Genomic DNA, 14,265 nt, shown 5'->3' with positions numbered 1-14,265 from the left:
ACGTACGCCTGTCAGGTGCACGTCGGCCTGCCGTTACGGGATCTCGGCGCGCGGGTCCTTTCCGGACTGCGACCGTCGCTAGTCCCGCTGCCGACACTCAGCGTGAACGCCCCGGTGGAGCGCGGCGCCGATTCCGGGTGGTCGATGGCGAATCGCCCGAAGACCGGTCCGGCGTTGCCGCGTACGACCGGAGTATCGGTGACGCCGTGCGCGGAGGGGACGTGCTCGACGTGGCGGGCGTGACTTCTGCACCCGTCTTTCCCGCGCCATTCCACGGTCGAGGTGCGGATCGCCGACGTCTGCTTGGCCGTCGACGACGCCGTTCTCCCCGCCGCGTTGGCGCGCGGGCGGGTCGATCTGAACCGGTCGGCGCCCAAGGCGACGGGGAAGACGTCGAGCGGGGGGTTGGACTCGCTGTTCGACCGCGGGACCGGCGCGGCCCGGCAGCGCCGGAACCCGCTTCGCTTGGTGAGTTCACCGCGGAGTTCGCCCACGCGACGAGGAACGTCCCGACCCGGTGAAGCGGAGCCGGCGTCACAGCCAGCCGGATTCCTTGGCGATCCGCACCGCGTCGACCCGGTTGCGGGCGCTGAGCTTCGACACGATGGTCGTCAAGTAGTTCCGCACGGTACCGGCGGACAGGAACAGCTCGGACGCGATCTCGGTCGGGTCGGAACCGACCGACGCCAGCCGCAGCACCTCGATCTCGCGGGCGGTGAGCGGGCATTCCTCGCTGTCCCAGGCGGCAAGCGCCAGATCGCCGTCGACGACACGCCGCCCGGCGGCGACGCCCCGGACCGCGTTGGCGAGCCTGTCCGCGGGCGCGTCCTTGCGGAGGAAACCGTTGACCTTCGCGGCCAGCGCCCGCCGAAGGGTTCCTGGGCTGCCGAGTGAGGTGAGGATCAGCGTGCGCACGCCGGGCAGTTGTTCGTGCAGTTCGGCGGCTGCGGTGAGCCCGTCCTTGCCCGGCAGGTCGATGTCGATGAGCGCGATGTCGGGACTCGCGGACCGCGCGAGCGGGAGGATCTCGTCACCGCTGGCGCATTCGGCGACCACCTCGATGTCGGGTTCCAAGCCGAGCAGCGCGACCAGGGCTCCACGGACAATGTGCATGTCCTCGGCCACCAGGACCTTGATCATCGACCCCATCTGCCTTTCGCCCGCCCCCGAGCCGCCGATACTATCCTCACACACACGTTCCGCGAAATGGAAACCGGCCCTTGACCGCCGCGGGGGGACGCGGTCAAGGGCCGGTTCTGTGTTGCCGCGGGAATACGTTCTTCGGACCGCGCCAACACGGCCGGGGAAGTTCCGGCGTGAATGCGCTACCAGGAATTCTGCGGCCATCGGCCGGGGAGATCCAGTGCGCCCAACACCGCCGGGCCGTGGTTTTCGCATGTCCGGGGCCTCGTGAAATTTTCACGCCGGGGCACACATGAATCCATACCCGGCGGTGAATCAAGCACTTCAGGAGAAGCGACGGCGAACACTACTGTCGAAACCGCAAAGCGAGCCAGAATTCCTCCAGCGAAAGGACGGTACAATGGATGAGACTGTCCGGCGAGCCGTGGAGCGAGCCATTGGGGCCATGAACGAGAAACTGGGCGAAGAGCTCACTATCGATGACATCGCCCGTGCGGCGACGTTCAGCAAATTCCATTTCACCAGGGTGTTCCAGCAGGCCACCGGCGTCTCGCCCGGCCGGTTCCTGTCCGCACTGCGGCTCGACGAGGCCAAAAGCCTGCTGTTGACGACTTCGATCACGGTCGCCGACATCAGCCGCCAGGTGGGCTACAACAGTGTCGGCACCTTCAGCACGCGGTTCAGCAGCCGGGTCGGCCTCTCCCCGTCGGCGTACCGGCGGCAGGGCGGGTTCCAGCGCCACCTCGCGGGTGATCCCCGTCCGGGTGCGAGGCGGGCTGTCGTCCGGGGTTTCGTGTCGGCGCCGCCGGAGATCTCGCCCGGACTCGTCTTCGTCGGACTCTTCCCGACGCGTATCCCCGAGGGCGCGCCCGTGCGTCACACGGTCATCGACGTCCCCGGCCCCTATCAGCTGACCGATGTCCCGGAAGGCACCTGGCACCTCGTCGCGCACTGCGTGACCGGCCCGCCCATGCGCCGCGGCACCGGCTACACCGGGCATCACGGCCCGATCACGGTCGAACCGGGCGTCTCCGCGCGGCTGGCGGACCTGCGGATGCGCCCCAAGCGCCTGTTCGACCCGCCGGTCCTGCTCGCGCTGCCCGATCTGCGGGCCCGGCCGGAGCCGGTCAAGCGCGCGGCCTGACCCGCTCCCCAGTGTCAGGAAAGGGTCGTTCCGGACGCACAACGTCTTGAACGACCCTTTCCTCGTAGCTGTGCCGACTTCAGGCGGACAGGCGGCCCGCCGCGGACGCCAGGCCGTCCCGGATGTTCTGCCGCCACAGCTCATAGGCGGGCGTCCCGTCCGCGGCGTCCTCGGTGACCTCGGTCGAGTCGGCCAGGTCGACGGCCTCCTCGATGCTCAGCCCGGCCAGCTCCCGCGCGGCGCGGCGGGTGTGCGGCGGGACGAACGACGAGAACGTCCTCGCCTTCACCGCGAACACGACACCGAGGCCGAGTTCGTCCTGGTGCTCCCCCGCCGACTCGCGCAGCCTCATCAACCCCGGCCGGTCGCAGCCGCCCGCGAAGGTCGCGGCCAGCCCGACGCCGCTCCACAGGTCCGGGCGGCGTCCGGCGGGGAAGCGGTCCACCGCCGCGGCGACCTTCACCGGGTCGCCGCCGTTGACGAACCACAGCGCCCGCCCCATGCCTTGGTCGCAAGCGCGCGGGAAGTACCCGGGGGCACCCGCCCACGGGTACGGCTTGGGGACGAACTGCTCGCCGACCCATTTGCGCGTGTCGAAGTAGGCGCGGTCGAAGGCGTAGCCGTCGACGGCCAGCCAGCTCATCGTCGGATGGAACGGGACGCCGTCCAGGTCCGGCAGCACCTTCTTCCACAGCGGGCGGGGCAGCCGGGCCATCGCGAACCCGATGCCGATGTAGGTCAGGAACACGTGCGGGCGGCCGGGGCCGCTCATCAGTTCGGCCGTGCGATCCGTCCGGCCGCCGGGCATGACGTCGAGGATGGTGAACGCCATCGCCGCGCCTTCGTAGGCGAACCCGCGCATCTCCGGCTCGACCATGTCCAGCCGCCGCTCGGCCTCCCACAGCGCCGGCGCGTCGATCCCCCACTCGAAGCCGCACACCACCGACTGCGGGATCGACTCCAGACGGGCGGTCGCCGGCGTCGGCGGCACTCCGAAGCCGCGCCCCTCGAAGCCGACCGAAGCCAGTGAAGGCGCGAACATGACCTTGCGCAGGGCACCCAGCAATGAGCTCATCACTTACGTCCTTTGTGGATAGTGTCGGCTTCGCGCGCGAACTCGGCTCGTGCCGAGGAGACCACGTCGTGCTCGCCGTCCGCTCGATGGCCGATCGAGTCGGCGGCCCCGTACCGCCGAACAGTCCATCACGGTCTTCGAAAGGTGTCGAATTCACCCGTTCGCCGAGCGAATTCACCGTAATGGAACGTACTCATCGGAAATGGAAACCACTTATGACGACAGTTTTACCGTCTTCTCACCTGACAGCGGGTAATCGACCGCTCTCAGTTTCAACATGTTCGAAGCCCGGCTATCGTCGCAGCTCATCAGGGCCTCGCCGGGCCGATCAGGCCGCCGAAAAAAGCACAACCTTGTATCGTGCGAGAAAGATTCACTCTTCCGGGTTTGCTATGTACACTGAGAGTTAGCGCGTTTTCTGGGGAAGAGGAGGTCGGAGTGATCCGAGTCCTGTTGGCCGAGGACATGCACATGGTCCGCGGCGCCTTGGTCGCTCTGCTGAACCTCGAACAGGACATCGAGGTCGTCGCGGAGGTCTGCTCGGGCGACAAGATCCTCCCGATGGCCGCGGAGTATCTGCCGGACGTCGCGATCATCGACATCGACCTGCCCGCCAAGGACGGGCTGGCCGCCGCCACCGAGCTCTATCAGCAACTTCCGGGCGTCCGCACGCTGATCCTCACCTCGCTCGGCCGCCCGGGCACCGTGCGCCGTGCGCTCGACGCGAAGGTGAACGGTTTCCTGCTCAAGGACGCGCCGGCCGACAAGCTCGCCAACGCCGTCCGCTCGGTCGCCATCGGCCGCCGCGTCATCGACAGTGAGCTCGCGTTGTCCGCGTGGGAGACGGAGGATTGCCCGCTGACACCGCGGGAGGTCGAGATCCTCCGCCTCGCCGCGAACGGGCGCACGGTCGCCGACATCGCGGCGGAGCTGTTCCTGTCACCGGGGACCGTGCGGAACTATCTCGCCACGGTGGTCACGAAACTCAACGCCCGGAACCGGGTGGACGCCATCCGCATCGCCACCGATTCCGACTGGCTCTGACCCTTTCCGCGTCTTCTCTTCTGCCACAACCGGTCTTTCGCTCCACGTCGTGACGATCGCATACGGGGCAACGAAGAAATCACCGCACGCCGGGTGTTTCCGGCACTGTTCCGAAGGTTCCGCCTCTGTCACCGTCATTGCGGGGGAGTCCGCCGGAGGGGCAGGGGATGCACGCGATGACCATCGGAGCGAGTGACACGGCCAGGGTCCTGGGGCCGCTCGAGCTGCACATCGGCGGGGCCGATCGCGCGCCGAGCACGCCGAAACTCCTGCAACTGCTGGCGATGCTGCTCATCCGTCCCGGCAAGACGGTCCACGTCGACTCGCTGGTCCACGAACTGTGGAACGACGCGCCGCCGCGCAGTGTCCGCCGGACCCTGCACACCTACGTCCATCACCTCCGCCGTCATCTCGACCCGGACGGCACCGGCGGCCTGCTGATCACCAGCTCGCCGGGGTACCGGCTCGACCTCGACGCGGGCGTGGTCGACGTGTCGGAGTTCCACCGGCTGCACCGCCTCGGCCGCGACCTGCTGGACGAAGGCGACAACGCGGCGGCCGCGCACGCGTTCCGTACCGCGCTGGACCTGTGGTCCGGTCCCCCGCTGGCGAACATCCACTGTGGACCGACCTTGGCCGCCTACACCGTCTACCTCCTGGAGCATCGGCGCAACGCCCGCGACCTGTGGATCGAGGCGGAGATCCGCACCGGGAACCACCGGGAGATGCTCGGCGTGCTGCGATCGCTGACCACCGCCGACCCGTTCGACGAAACCCTGCACGCCCAGCTGATCCGGGCGCTGGGGCTCAGCGGGCGGCGCAGCGACGCGCTCGCGACGTTCGAGTGGCTGCGGACCCGGCTCGAGGACGAACTGGGGGTGAAACCCTGCGCCGAACTGCGGGAGCTGCACCGCGAACTGCTTTCCGAGGGACATCCCGTCCGCTGAACGAGCACCACCCCGTCACCAGATCAAGGAAGTTGAGGAGTCAAGCATGACCGCTCGCACCTACGGCCAGTTCTGCGGCCTCGCCCGCGCGCTCGAGATCATCGGGGAACGCTGGTCCCTGCTCGTGATCCGCGACCTGGTGCTCGGCCCGAAGCGTTTCGACGAGCTGCAGCACGGCCTGCCGAAGATCCCGACGAGCATCCTGTCGACCCGGCTCAACGAACTCGAACGGCACGGCGTCGTCCAGCGCCGGGTGCTTCCGCAGCTCGACGCCGGGGTGGTCTACGAGCTCACCGACTACGGCAACGACCTCGACCAGATCCTGCTGCAGCTGGGCCTGTGGGGCGCCCGTTCGCTGACCGACCCGGCGGCCGACGACCTGTTCAGCCTCGACGCGGCCATCCTGTCGCTGTACACGACGTTCCAGCCGGACGCCGCCCGTGGCATCCGGTGCTCGTTCGAGCTCCACTACGGCGACCAGATGATCGTCCACGCGGTGATCGACGACGGCGCGGTGACGGCGGGCGAGGGCTCGCTCCCGGAGCCGGACCTGGTCATCGAGCCGCGCGGGCCGGTCGTGCTCAAGCTGCTGAACGGCGAGCTGGCCGCCGCGAACGCGCTCACCTGCGGCGCGGTGGCCGTCAAGGGCGACCCGGCGATGCTGGAGCTGTTCACCCGGCTGTTCCACATCCCCTCGTCCCCGTCGAAGGCCGAAGGGCTCGTCACGCACTGAAGATGACCTTCGCCATTCGGCACCTGCTTGCGGTCCTTGCGCACGCAACGAGCGCGAGCAGGTGCCGAATCGCGTCATTCGAAGCGTGCGGTGTCGCCGGCGCCGCGCCGTACGATCTCCGGCTCGCCCGACGAGAAATCGATGACCGTGGTGGGTTCGACCCCGCAGTCCCCGGAGTCGATCACCGCGTCCACCACGTGCTCCAGGCGCTCCTTGATGTCCCAGCCCTGGGTCATCGGCTCCTCCTGGTCGGGCAGCAGCAGCGTGCTCGACAGCAGCGGCTCGCCGAGCTCGCCCAGCAGCGCCTGGGTGACCACGTGGTCCGGGATGCGCACGCCGACGGTCTTCTTCTTGGCGTGCAGCAGGCGGCGCGGAACCTCCTTGGTCGCGGGCAGGATGAAGGTGTAGCTGCCCGGCGTCGACGCCTTGATCGCGCGGAAGACCGCGTTGTCCACGTGCACGAACTGGCCCAGTTGGGCGAAGTCCTGGCACACCAGGGTGAAGTGATGACGGTCGTCCAGTTTGCGGATGCTCCGGATGCGGTCGATGCCCTGCCGGTTCCCCAGCTGGCAGCCGAGGGCGAAACAGGAGTCCGTCGGATACGCGATGAGCCCGTCCTCGCGCAGGATGTCGACGACCTGTCCGATCGCGCGTCGCTGCGGATTTTCCGGATGCACGTCGAAATACCTCGCCATGCGCCGAGCTTAAGGCCACGCACCCCCTGCCGCCGCGAGAGCCCGTCCGGACGGCGTACACAGTGGAACCGGCGGATCGGCGCACGTTTTCCATCGTGGCGTCTTCCGCGCTCGCGTTCAAGGTACGAACAACCCACACCCGCTCGGGTGAACGAGACGGATTCCTTGTCCCCAGCGAGGAAAGCGTCTTCCTTCCGGTCATCCTCCCTTACGCGGAAGAGGCAACCGGGGTAACGAACATGGGCTAGGATCCGAAGCACACGGCGATGGAAGGTCGCGCGGCGGCCTGCCAGGCCAACGCAGGGGGAAGCACGACAAGGACCGAGACATCTTCTGTTACCTCTGGGGTGCCTGTGCCGGAACAGCTCGCGGTGACCGCCGAACCTCTGGGTACCGCCGGGGTCGACCGGCGCCCCCGGCGGGCGCTGTTCCTCGCCGGACTGATCATCACCGTCGTCTTCGTCAACTCCTGCCTGTTCGGTCTCCTCGCGGTACTGCTGCGGCCCGGGGTGGACTTCTGGCAGGGCCTGCTGGCGGTGCTGTACGTCGGGCCCGTCCTGGCGATTCAGCTGCTGTACTTCAGCCGTCCGGCGGTCCGCCTGGACACCAGGCTCGCGAAAGCCATGCTGGTGGTGCAGGCGTGCCTGGCCTATCTGCCGACCCTGCACTTCGACGCGGCGCTGAGCTCGCTGACCACCCTCGCCGCGGGCAGCGCGCTGCTGCTGTTCCGGCCGAGGACGGGCTGGGCCGTGTTCACCGTGTTCATGGCGGGCACGATCTGGATCCTGTGGACCTACGACGAGACGTGGCTCGGGGCGTTGTTCGACAGCGTCACCGCGATCTTCTACGCCTTGGTCGTGTACCTGCTGACCTGGCTCGCGCGGCTGGTGAACGAGCTGCACCAGGCCAGGACCGAACTGGCGCGGCGGGCCGTCGCCGAGCAGCGGCTGGCCTTCGCGAGGGACCTGCACGACCTGCTCGGGCTCAGCCTGTCCGCGATCGCGCTCAAGGGCGAGCTGGTGCACCGGCTGCTGCGCAAGTCACTGGACCAGGCCCGGGCTGAACTCGCCGAGATCACCGGGATCGCCCAGCGGACGCTGTCCGACGTGCGGTCGGTGGCCAGGGGCTATCGGGAGCTCTCGCTCGACAAGGAGTCACGGACCGCGGTGTCGCTGCTCTCGGCGTCGAACGTCGCGGTGCGGGTCGACCTCGAGCAGATCGAGCTGCCGGTGAAGCTGCGCACCCTGCTGGCGAAGGTGCTGCGCGAGGGGGTCACGAACGTGCTCCGCTACACCGGCGTCAAGCACTGCGAGATCACCGTGCGCGAAACCGGGGGCCGGGTCGCGCTGGAGATCGTGCACGACGGGACGGCGCACGAGGACGTCCCGGAGGAGACGGCGGACAGCCTGCGTGCGGTGACCGAGGAGGTCGCCGGGCACGGCGGGCGGCTCAGCGCGGGTCCCGACGCGGCGGGCCGGTGGCGGCTGCACGCCGAACTCCCGGTGCCCGAACAGGCCGAGCCCGCCGAGGCGGCGCTGGAGCAGGGGCCCGGCCACTGGTCCCGGATCGACGCCAGGAACGTCCAATGGACGATGACCGCGGTCTTCATCATCTTCAGCCTCTCCGCGATGACCCGGGCCTTCATGCTGACCGACGACGGCTGGGCCCTCACGCTCATCGCCGGGTACCTCACCGCGTTGACCACGCTGCAACTGTCCTATTTCGCCCGGCCGAACGTCCGGTTGCGCTCGCGGCAGAGCTACGCGCTGCTGTTCGTGCAGGCCTGCTTGATCTTCCTGCCGCTGATCCCGCTCGGACACGCCTGGGTGAGCCTGCCCAGTCTGTTCGCCGGCACCGCGCTGCTGGTGCTGCCGCCGCTGGCCGGGTGGACGGCGTTCGCCGCGACCGCAGCGGGGGTGGTACTGATCCGGATCGGCTACGGCACCGACTTCCTCGGTGGCTTCTACAGCTTCGCGTCCATCCTGAACACCGGGCTGATGGTCTTCGGTCTCATCTGGCTGATCCGGCTGGTGACCGAACTGGGCGAGACCAGGAAACGCCTCGCCGAGGTCGCGGTCGCCGAGGAGCGGCTGCGGTTCGCCCGCGACCTGCACGACCTGCTCGGGATGAGCCTGTCGGCGATCGCGCTGAAGAGCGAGCTGACCAGCCGGATCATGGACATCGACACCACTCGCGCCTCCGACGAGCTGCTGGAGATCCTCGGCCTGACCAGGCAGGCGCTGACCGACGTCCGCTCGGTGGCCAGCGGCTACCGGGAACTGTCGCTGGCTCAGGAGTCGCGGTCGGCGCAGGCGGTGCTGGTGGCCGCCGACGTGCAGGTGCGGCTGGAGATCGAGCAGGACGACCTGCCGACGACCGTGCGGACGGTACTGGCCGTGGTGCTGCGCGAAGGCGTGACGAACGTGTTGCGCCACAGCAAGGTCGAACGCTGCGAGATCGCCGTGCGGCGGACCGGGAACGGCGTCGCGCTCGACATCGTCAACGACGGCGTCCAGAACGGACGGCCACCGCAGTCGGAGCGGCCGGCGCGGCCGGTGCGAATCGAGGCGCCGGGCAGCGGCATCACGAACATGTCCGACCGTGTCGCCGGACTCGGCGGGGAGCTGACCGCCGGGGTCGAGGCCGACGGGCGGTTCCGGCTGCGCGCCGTGGTGCCCGTTTAGGCGCTGTCCTGTGAGTCTGTCCGATGGGCTTCGTGATCCAGACAACGCCTGGGTCGGCGCTAGATCCAGCCGGAGTCCCTGGCGATCCGGATCGCGTCCACCCGGTTGCGCGCGTTGAGCTTCGATACGATCGTGGTCAGGTAGTTGCGCACGGTTCCGGTGGAGAGGAAGGCCTTCGCGGCGACCTCCAGGGTGTCACGGCCTTCGGCGGTCAGCCGCAGCACGTCGATCTCCCGCGGGGTCAGCGGGCATTCCACGGTGTCCCAGGCGGCGAGGGCCAGGTCGCCGTCGACCATCCTCCGCCCGGCCGCCACGCCGCGTACGGCGTTCGCGAGTTTCTCCGCGGGGGCGTCCTTCAGCAGGAACCCGTTCACCTTGGCCGCCAGCGCCCTGCGGAGCGTGCCGGGCCTGCCGAGGCTGGTCAGGATCAGGGTCCTGACCTCGGGCAGCTGCTCGTGGAGTTCGGTGGCCGCGGTGAGCCCGTCCTTGCCGGGCAGGTCGATGTCGATGACCGCGACCTGAGTCCGGGAAAGCCGCGCGGCGGCGAGGATCTCGTCACCGGAAGCCACTTCGGACACCACTTCGATGTCGGGCTCCAGCCGCAGCAGCGCCACGAGCGCTCCCCTGACGATATGCATGTCTTCGGCCACCAGAACCCTGATCACCATCGCGCCGTCCCCTCACGCGCACCCCATGGCCCCAACATAAACACGCCCGGACGGAACGCGTTCCACCGTTCGGGTGGTGCGTCGGTTCGGTCGGTTTTGGGAACGTCACGGCGAAAGCGGCGAAGGACGAACCGGTTCCGCAGTCGGTGGGCCACTTTCCGTCGACCTGCCGGACCGCCGCTCGCCTTCGGGGTGCGAACGGCGGTCCGGTGGGGGTGCGTTCAGCTCGCCTCGGCCAGTGGCGGAGCGGTACAACAGGCGCCGGTGAAACAGTTGAAGACCTCACCACGCGGCTGATTGGTCCAGTTGTCGAAACGGTCGATCACCAGATCGACCTGGTTTCCGGCGAAATCGGTGTCGATCCCCCGGACGGCGAAGAGCGAGCGGACGTTGTCGGTCACAGCGTTCTTCATCGAATGGCTCCCAGGCTGTTCGGTGGTTTTCCTTCGATGAGGGAATCGTGCTGCCCGGGGCCGGTTCGCGGCCAGTGCCATGCATCATCGCGGGGATGTGCTTTTCGCCTACGCCGGAAGGTTCTCCTCGACTGCTCCACTTCCGCGCGCCCGGCTGTCGAACGGAGTAACCGCGACCCTTGGCGGTGACGGAAAGCGGCCGGCCGGTCTCAGCGAGAGACGGTGTCCGGTGTGGACAGCCGGATCAGGATTCGAGCAGGCTCACCAGACCGGTGTACCCGTCCTCCTTCAGCCGCAAACCCGAAGTCTTCGCGTAGGCGTCGTCTGCGCGGATGCCGAGCCCCTCGACCATCCGGTTCATGAAGTTGAACAGGGCGCACACGAGGACGGCGTCGTGCAGCGCGGCCTCGTCCCAGCCCGCCGCGAACACCGCCTCGGCGTCGGCGTCGGTCATCCGGGACGGCGTGCGCGTCAGCTTGCCCACGTACGCCAGGACGGGCTTCAGGCGCCCGTCCACGGGCGAGGAGTCCAGATCGGCCAGCGCGGCCGACAGAAGCCCCTCCGGCACGCCGAAAGCCTCCGCGGTGACGGTGTGGATCCCGTGGCAGTACCGGCAGTCGTTGACGCCGGAGACGTAGGCCGCGATCAGCTCCCGCTCGCCCGCGCCGAACGCCGACGGCGCCCGCATGATCAGTTCGTGGAGGTCCAGCAGTTTCGACGCGGGCGCCGGGAACTTCCGGAAGACCTGCAGCAGCGTGGTGTCAGTCGGCAAAGACCCGAGATAGGACATCGTGTGTATCGCTCCCCTTTTCCGGCGCCCGCCCGTGTCCGGCGAACGCGGCCATGTCATCGACGTCGTCACGACGCAGCCAGCAGGCCGCGAGACAGGCCACCGAAGCCGGTCCCAGCCCGGTCACCGTGGCGGTGACCCGCGCGGTCGCGTGTTCCCATTCTCTGCGCAGGGAACCCGCCGCTGTCCTCTCCGGACCTGCTTCGATCAACGGGCGCACGGAGCGCCAGCGGATGATCCCGGCTTCGACGAGCGCGCCGGTGCTCAGGTCGAGCGCGTCGTGCCGGGCCTGGTCCACGGCGAGGAGGACCAGCGCGGGCTCGTCGGCGAGACGTGCGAGCCCGACACCGGCCAGCAGGCGCTCGGCGTCCAGGCCCAGCAGGATCACCCCCGACTCGGTCGAGGGAGCGTCGTCGATCGACGGCAGGGTGAAGCGGGAGTCGTACGGCTCAGACACGGGCGACGTCCTTCGCGGCCGTCCGCGACGGGGCTTCCCGCCGCAGGTTCTCGGCGACGGCGGCCGCGACCCGCGCGGTGGCGACACGGTGGCCGTCGATGTTGCGGGCGGCCGGCCCCAGCGCCATCCCCGCGGCCGCGCCGACGGCGAAGACCCGGGGCGCGCCGAGGTAGGCGAAAGTGCGTTCGTCCAGCCGCGGCCAGCCGCCGCGGTCGAGAACGGCCTCGTCGGGCATCAGGCCGTCACCGATCGACGGCGTGGTGCCGAGCGCCAGGACGGCGTGGTCGACGGAAACCCGCGAACCGTCTTCCAGGTGCAGGCCGACCCCCGGTGTCACCTTCGTGATCGCCTTGCCACGATGCACGATCAGCCGTCCTTCGGCCTCGGCGGCCTCGAGCATCGGCCGGAACTCGAACATGATCGACGCGCGCCGGAAGCGGCCCATCAGTTCGAGCCGTTCCGGCCAGCTCACGCCGTCGAAGCGGGCGCGGCCTTCCGGCCGGAAGAACGAAGAGTTGACGTCGGCGCACTGGTAGCGTTCGCCCGGCTCGCGGATCACCCAGTGCACCTCGCGGCCTTGGGCGAGCCCGTTGGAAAGCAGATGCGCGGCGGTGAGGCCGGCGCCGACGACGGCGAGCCGCTTCCCGCCGCCGGGAACGGGTTCGTCCCAGTAGCTCACCCCGCGCGGCGGATGACCGCCGCCCCACCAGGTGTCCGGGGCGGACCGGCGCTCCTCGCCGAGGCACAGCACGGCGTGGCGCGCGGTCACGGAGAACCGGTCGGCGCGCACGGTGACCGCCTCCGACGTCGGCAGCACCTCGCGCACCGAACCACGCCAGGTCCGTTCGGTGACGTGATGGCTCGCGGCCAGATGACGGCAGTAGGCCGCGAAGACGTCGACGGGGACGACGGACCGGTGCCCGGCCTGCGCCATGCGGATCTCGCGGCGCTCGACCGGTGTCAGCACCGACCAGTGCAGGCGGGCGAAGTCCAGCAGTTCGCAGTCGCGATAACCCTCGACGCCGGGGTGGTGCTCGTACGGTGACCGCAGCACGCGCTGGCCGAGCAGGTCGATCCGGTCGAAGAACCGGCCGCAGGGACGGCCGTCGCGGTCGACGACGACGAGGTCGCGCACGCCGTGGTGCCACAACGCGGAAGCGACCGCGAGCCCCGCCGGGCCCGCGCCGACGATGACCACGTCGGCGCCGGACGGTGGTGCGGCGGTGACCGCCGCGCGGGTGCCGGGGACGACCGGCCACTCCCGCCCGCGCGGCGATGCGAGCAGGCCGGGTTCCGGGACGAACGTGATCACCGGCGTACTCAGCCGATCACGGTCACCGGGACGATCAGCTCGATCACGGGGCGCTGCTTCATCCCGTCGCTGATCAGTTCGTCCAGGGTCTGCCGGGACTGCTCGGCGGTGTCGGTCGCGATCGGGCTGTAGCGGGAGTAGGAGTAGGTCGGCTTCCGTCCGCCCGCGTCCAGCGAGTACACCTTGAGCACGGCCTCGCCCGGCCGGACCTCACCGTCGTAGAAGGTGAGGCGGCGCTGGTCCGGCGTCATGAACGACTTCGAGAACTGCCGGGAAAGCACGAGGGTTTCGGCGTCGTTGACGAAGGTCGAGTCCTCGTCGGTGACGACCTGCATCGCGACCCAGGTCTTGTCGGTCAGGTTGGTCTCGGACTTGATCACCTGCCAGCGACCCGGCTCCGGGAGGTTGACGCTGACCGAAATGTCGTGCTCGGTGGTGTCGATCGCGCCGGAGATCATCAGCACCCGCCGTCGGACGTCGGCGACCCCGGCCATCTGAATGTCACGTGCGCGCACCCGGGTGGAAACATCCAATCCCGGAAATTCAGGTGATGACATCTTTTGTGCCCTCCAGCCATCGAACCGAACACAGAAAACAGAACAGACAACACAATTCCAGCCCGGCGGAATTCCCCATCCCCAAACACCGGAAGAATTTCACGCCGAACTGGACGATGTCAAGATGAGAAACGCACGACACGCTGGTACGAAAGGCCGACGGCGAGCGGCCGGAAGACTGGGCCGTTCAGCGGTACCCGCTCACGAACCGTCGGAGTCCTCGATCCAGGTCGCGGCGGGTGTGCCGTGCTCCAGCGCGCCGATGTAGACGATCTCGAACGAGGAATCGGATCGCCTGAGCCCTATCCGGATGACGAGATCATGCTTCACCAGAATGATGAACTGATGCGGATCGCGGCCGTCTCCGAAAATGTCGTAGATGAGAAAAGCGGATCCGTCGGCCACCGCGAAAAGTGCTTCGTAGATGACATTGCGATCGGCCTGCGGAGCATTGATCGCCCATTCTTCCAGCACCTGTAAACCCGACGTGAGCTGGAGGCGCATAGCCATCCGGAGGCCTCCTCGTGGTCTGGCCGGGTCGTGGGCGATCTTCATTCTCGCGCGCACGATACCCGGCGGTCTTCTTTGTCCGTGCTTTTCGTA

The 14,265-nt window shown here is 68.6% G+C and carries 16 protein-coding genes; 5 read left to right on the top strand and 11 right to left on the bottom strand.

Translation table 11 applies throughout. The features are described from left to right. Nucleotides 1-11: 11 nt before the first annotated feature. Complete coding sequence (locus tag P3102_RS09110) at nucleotides 12-494, bottom strand: hypothetical protein (protein WP_276368143.1); 483 nt, start codon at nucleotides 492-494, stop codon at nucleotides 12-14. A 40-nt stretch (nucleotides 495-534) separates the two neighbouring features. Beyond that, entirely contained in the window at nucleotides 535-1,140 is a 606-nt protein-coding gene (locus P3102_RS09105) for a response regulator transcription factor (RefSeq protein ID WP_276368141.1), read from the bottom strand. 448 nt (nucleotides 1,141-1,588) lie between these two features. On the opposite strand from P3102_RS09105, the gene P3102_RS09100 reads away from it, so the two are divergent. Beyond that, nucleotides 1,589-2,287, top strand: coding sequence for a helix-turn-helix transcriptional regulator (locus P3102_RS09100; RefSeq protein ID WP_276368140.1), 699 nt, complete (start codon nucleotides 1,589-1,591; stop codon nucleotides 2,285-2,287). Between the two features lie 79 nt (nucleotides 2,288-2,366). On the opposite strand, the gene P3102_RS09095 is transcribed toward P3102_RS09100, so the two are convergent. Further along, the gene (locus tag P3102_RS09095) at nucleotides 2,367-3,362 is read right to left on the bottom strand and encodes a DUF1702 family protein (RefSeq protein WP_276368138.1); all 996 of its coding nucleotides are present in this window, start codon (nucleotides 3,360-3,362) and stop codon (nucleotides 2,367-2,369) included. A 438-nt stretch (nucleotides 3,363-3,800) separates the two neighbouring features. On the opposite strand from P3102_RS09095, the gene P3102_RS09090 reads away from it, so the two are divergent. The 3 genes from P3102_RS09090 (at nucleotide 3,801) to P3102_RS09080 (ending at nucleotide 6,086) form a co-directional block, all read left to right on the top strand. Further along, a complete protein-coding gene (locus P3102_RS09090; RefSeq protein ID WP_276368136.1) occupies nucleotides 3,801-4,406 on the top strand; it encodes a response regulator transcription factor in 606 nt (201 codons plus the stop codon). A gap of 167 nt (nucleotides 4,407-4,573) precedes the next feature. Further along, complete coding sequence (locus P3102_RS09085; RefSeq protein ID WP_276368134.1) at nucleotides 4,574-5,353, top strand: AfsR/SARP family transcriptional regulator; 780 nt, start codon at nucleotides 4,574-4,576, stop codon at nucleotides 5,351-5,353. Between the two features lie 46 nt (nucleotides 5,354-5,399). Beyond that, on the top strand, nucleotides 5,400-6,086 hold the full coding sequence (locus tag P3102_RS09080; RefSeq protein WP_276368133.1) for a helix-turn-helix domain-containing protein: 687 nt from the start codon (nucleotides 5,400-5,402) through the stop codon (nucleotides 6,084-6,086). 74 nt (nucleotides 6,087-6,160) lie between these two features. Here P3102_RS09080 and P3102_RS09075 read toward each other — a convergent pair whose 3' ends face one another. Further along, nucleotides 6,161-6,781, bottom strand: a complete 621-nt coding sequence (locus P3102_RS09075; RefSeq protein ID WP_276368131.1) for an L-threonylcarbamoyladenylate synthase — start codon at nucleotides 6,779-6,781, stop codon at nucleotides 6,161-6,163. A 353-nt stretch (nucleotides 6,782-7,134) separates the two neighbouring features. Here P3102_RS09075 and P3102_RS09070 point away from each other — a divergent pair, with 353 nt between their 5' ends. After that, nucleotides 7,135-9,465 carry a histidine kinase gene (locus tag P3102_RS09070; RefSeq protein ID WP_276368129.1) on the top strand — a complete coding sequence of 777 codons (2,331 nt, stop codon included), beginning with the start codon at nucleotides 7,135-7,137 and terminating at the stop codon, nucleotides 9,463-9,465. Nucleotides 9,466-9,524: 59 nt separating this feature from the next. On the opposite strand, the gene P3102_RS09065 is transcribed toward P3102_RS09070, so the two are convergent. The 7 genes from P3102_RS09065 to P3102_RS09035 form a co-directional block, all read right to left on the bottom strand. Continuing rightward, nucleotides 9,525-10,133, bottom strand: coding sequence for a response regulator transcription factor (locus P3102_RS09065; RefSeq protein ID WP_276368102.1), 609 nt, complete (start codon nucleotides 10,131-10,133; stop codon nucleotides 9,525-9,527). A gap of 221 nt (nucleotides 10,134-10,354) precedes the next feature. Next, entirely contained in the window at nucleotides 10,355-10,546 is a 192-nt protein-coding gene (locus tag P3102_RS09060; RefSeq protein ID WP_276368101.1) for a hypothetical protein, read from the bottom strand. Between the two features lie 244 nt (nucleotides 10,547-10,790). Next, entirely contained in the window at nucleotides 10,791-11,336 is a 546-nt protein-coding gene (locus P3102_RS09055) for a carboxymuconolactone decarboxylase family protein (protein WP_346660171.1), read from the bottom strand. Beyond that, nucleotides 11,308-11,793 (bottom strand): DUF6187 family protein, encoded by a 486-nt coding sequence (locus tag P3102_RS09050; protein WP_276368097.1) that lies wholly within the window; start codon nucleotides 11,791-11,793, stop codon nucleotides 11,308-11,310. Before P3102_RS09050 ends, P3102_RS09055 begins: the two co-directional genes overlap by 29 nt. Beyond that, a complete protein-coding gene (locus P3102_RS09045) occupies nucleotides 11,786-13,105 on the bottom strand; it encodes an FAD-dependent oxidoreductase (protein ID WP_276368096.1) in 1,320 nt (439 codons plus the stop codon). The genes P3102_RS09050 and P3102_RS09045 overlap by 8 nt, the downstream gene beginning before the upstream one ends. A gap of 8 nt (nucleotides 13,106-13,113) precedes the next feature. Continuing rightward, entirely contained in the window at nucleotides 13,114-13,599 is a 486-nt protein-coding gene (locus P3102_RS09040) for a DUF6423 family protein (RefSeq protein WP_346660189.1), read from the bottom strand. Between the two features lie 264 nt (nucleotides 13,600-13,863). Further along, a complete protein-coding gene (locus P3102_RS09035) occupies nucleotides 13,864-14,172 on the bottom strand; it encodes a DUF6235 family protein (RefSeq protein WP_276368093.1) in 309 nt (102 codons plus the stop codon). Nucleotides 14,173-14,265 lie beyond the last annotated feature (93 nt).

This window comes from Amycolatopsis sp. QT-25 (assembly GCF_029369745.1).
Taxonomy (GTDB): Bacteria; Actinomycetota; Actinomycetes; order Mycobacteriales; family Pseudonocardiaceae; genus Amycolatopsis.
The sequence above is the reverse complement of the archived record's forward strand: the minus strand, read 5'-3'. Positions and strand labels throughout refer to the sequence as shown.

Bases quoted from the DNA above. Each gene is read 5' to 3' on its own strand.
- P3102_RS09105 (WP_276368141.1), bottom strand. From the start codon at position 1,140: ATGATCAAGGTCCTGGTGGCCGAGGACATGCACATTGTCCGTGGAGCC.
- P3102_RS09100 (WP_276368140.1), top strand. From the start codon at position 1,589: ATGAACGAGAAACTGGGCGAAGAGCTCACTATCGATGACATCGCCCGT.
- P3102_RS09095 (WP_276368138.1), bottom strand. From the start codon at position 3,362: ATGAGCTCATTGCTGGGTGCCCTGCGCAAGGTCATGTTCGCGCCTTCA.
- P3102_RS09085 (WP_276368134.1), top strand. From the start codon at position 4,574: ATGCACGCGATGACCATCGGAGCGAGTGACACGGCCAGGGTCCTGGGG.
- P3102_RS09080 (WP_276368133.1), top strand. From the start codon at position 5,400: ATGACCGCTCGCACCTACGGCCAGTTCTGCGGCCTCGCCCGCGCGCTC.
- P3102_RS09075 (WP_276368131.1), bottom strand. From the start codon at position 6,781: ATGGCGAGGTATTTCGACGTGCATCCGGAAAATCCGCAGCGACGCGCG.
- P3102_RS09065 (WP_276368102.1), bottom strand. From the start codon at position 10,133: ATGGTGATCAGGGTTCTGGTGGCCGAAGACATGCATATCGTCAGGGGA.
- P3102_RS09060 (WP_276368101.1), bottom strand. From the start codon at position 10,546: ATGAAGAACGCTGTGACCGACAACGTCCGCTCGCTCTTCGCCGTCCGG.
- P3102_RS09055 (WP_346660171.1), bottom strand. From the start codon at position 11,336: ATGTCCTATCTCGGGTCTTTGCCGACTGACACCACGCTGCTGCAGGTC.
- P3102_RS09040 (WP_346660189.1), bottom strand. From the start codon at position 13,599: ATGGCCGGGGTCGCCGACGTCCGACGGCGGGTGCTGATGATCTCCGGC.
- P3102_RS09035 (WP_276368093.1), bottom strand. From the start codon at position 14,172: ATGGCTATGCGCCTCCAGCTCACGTCGGGTTTACAGGTGCTGGAAGAA.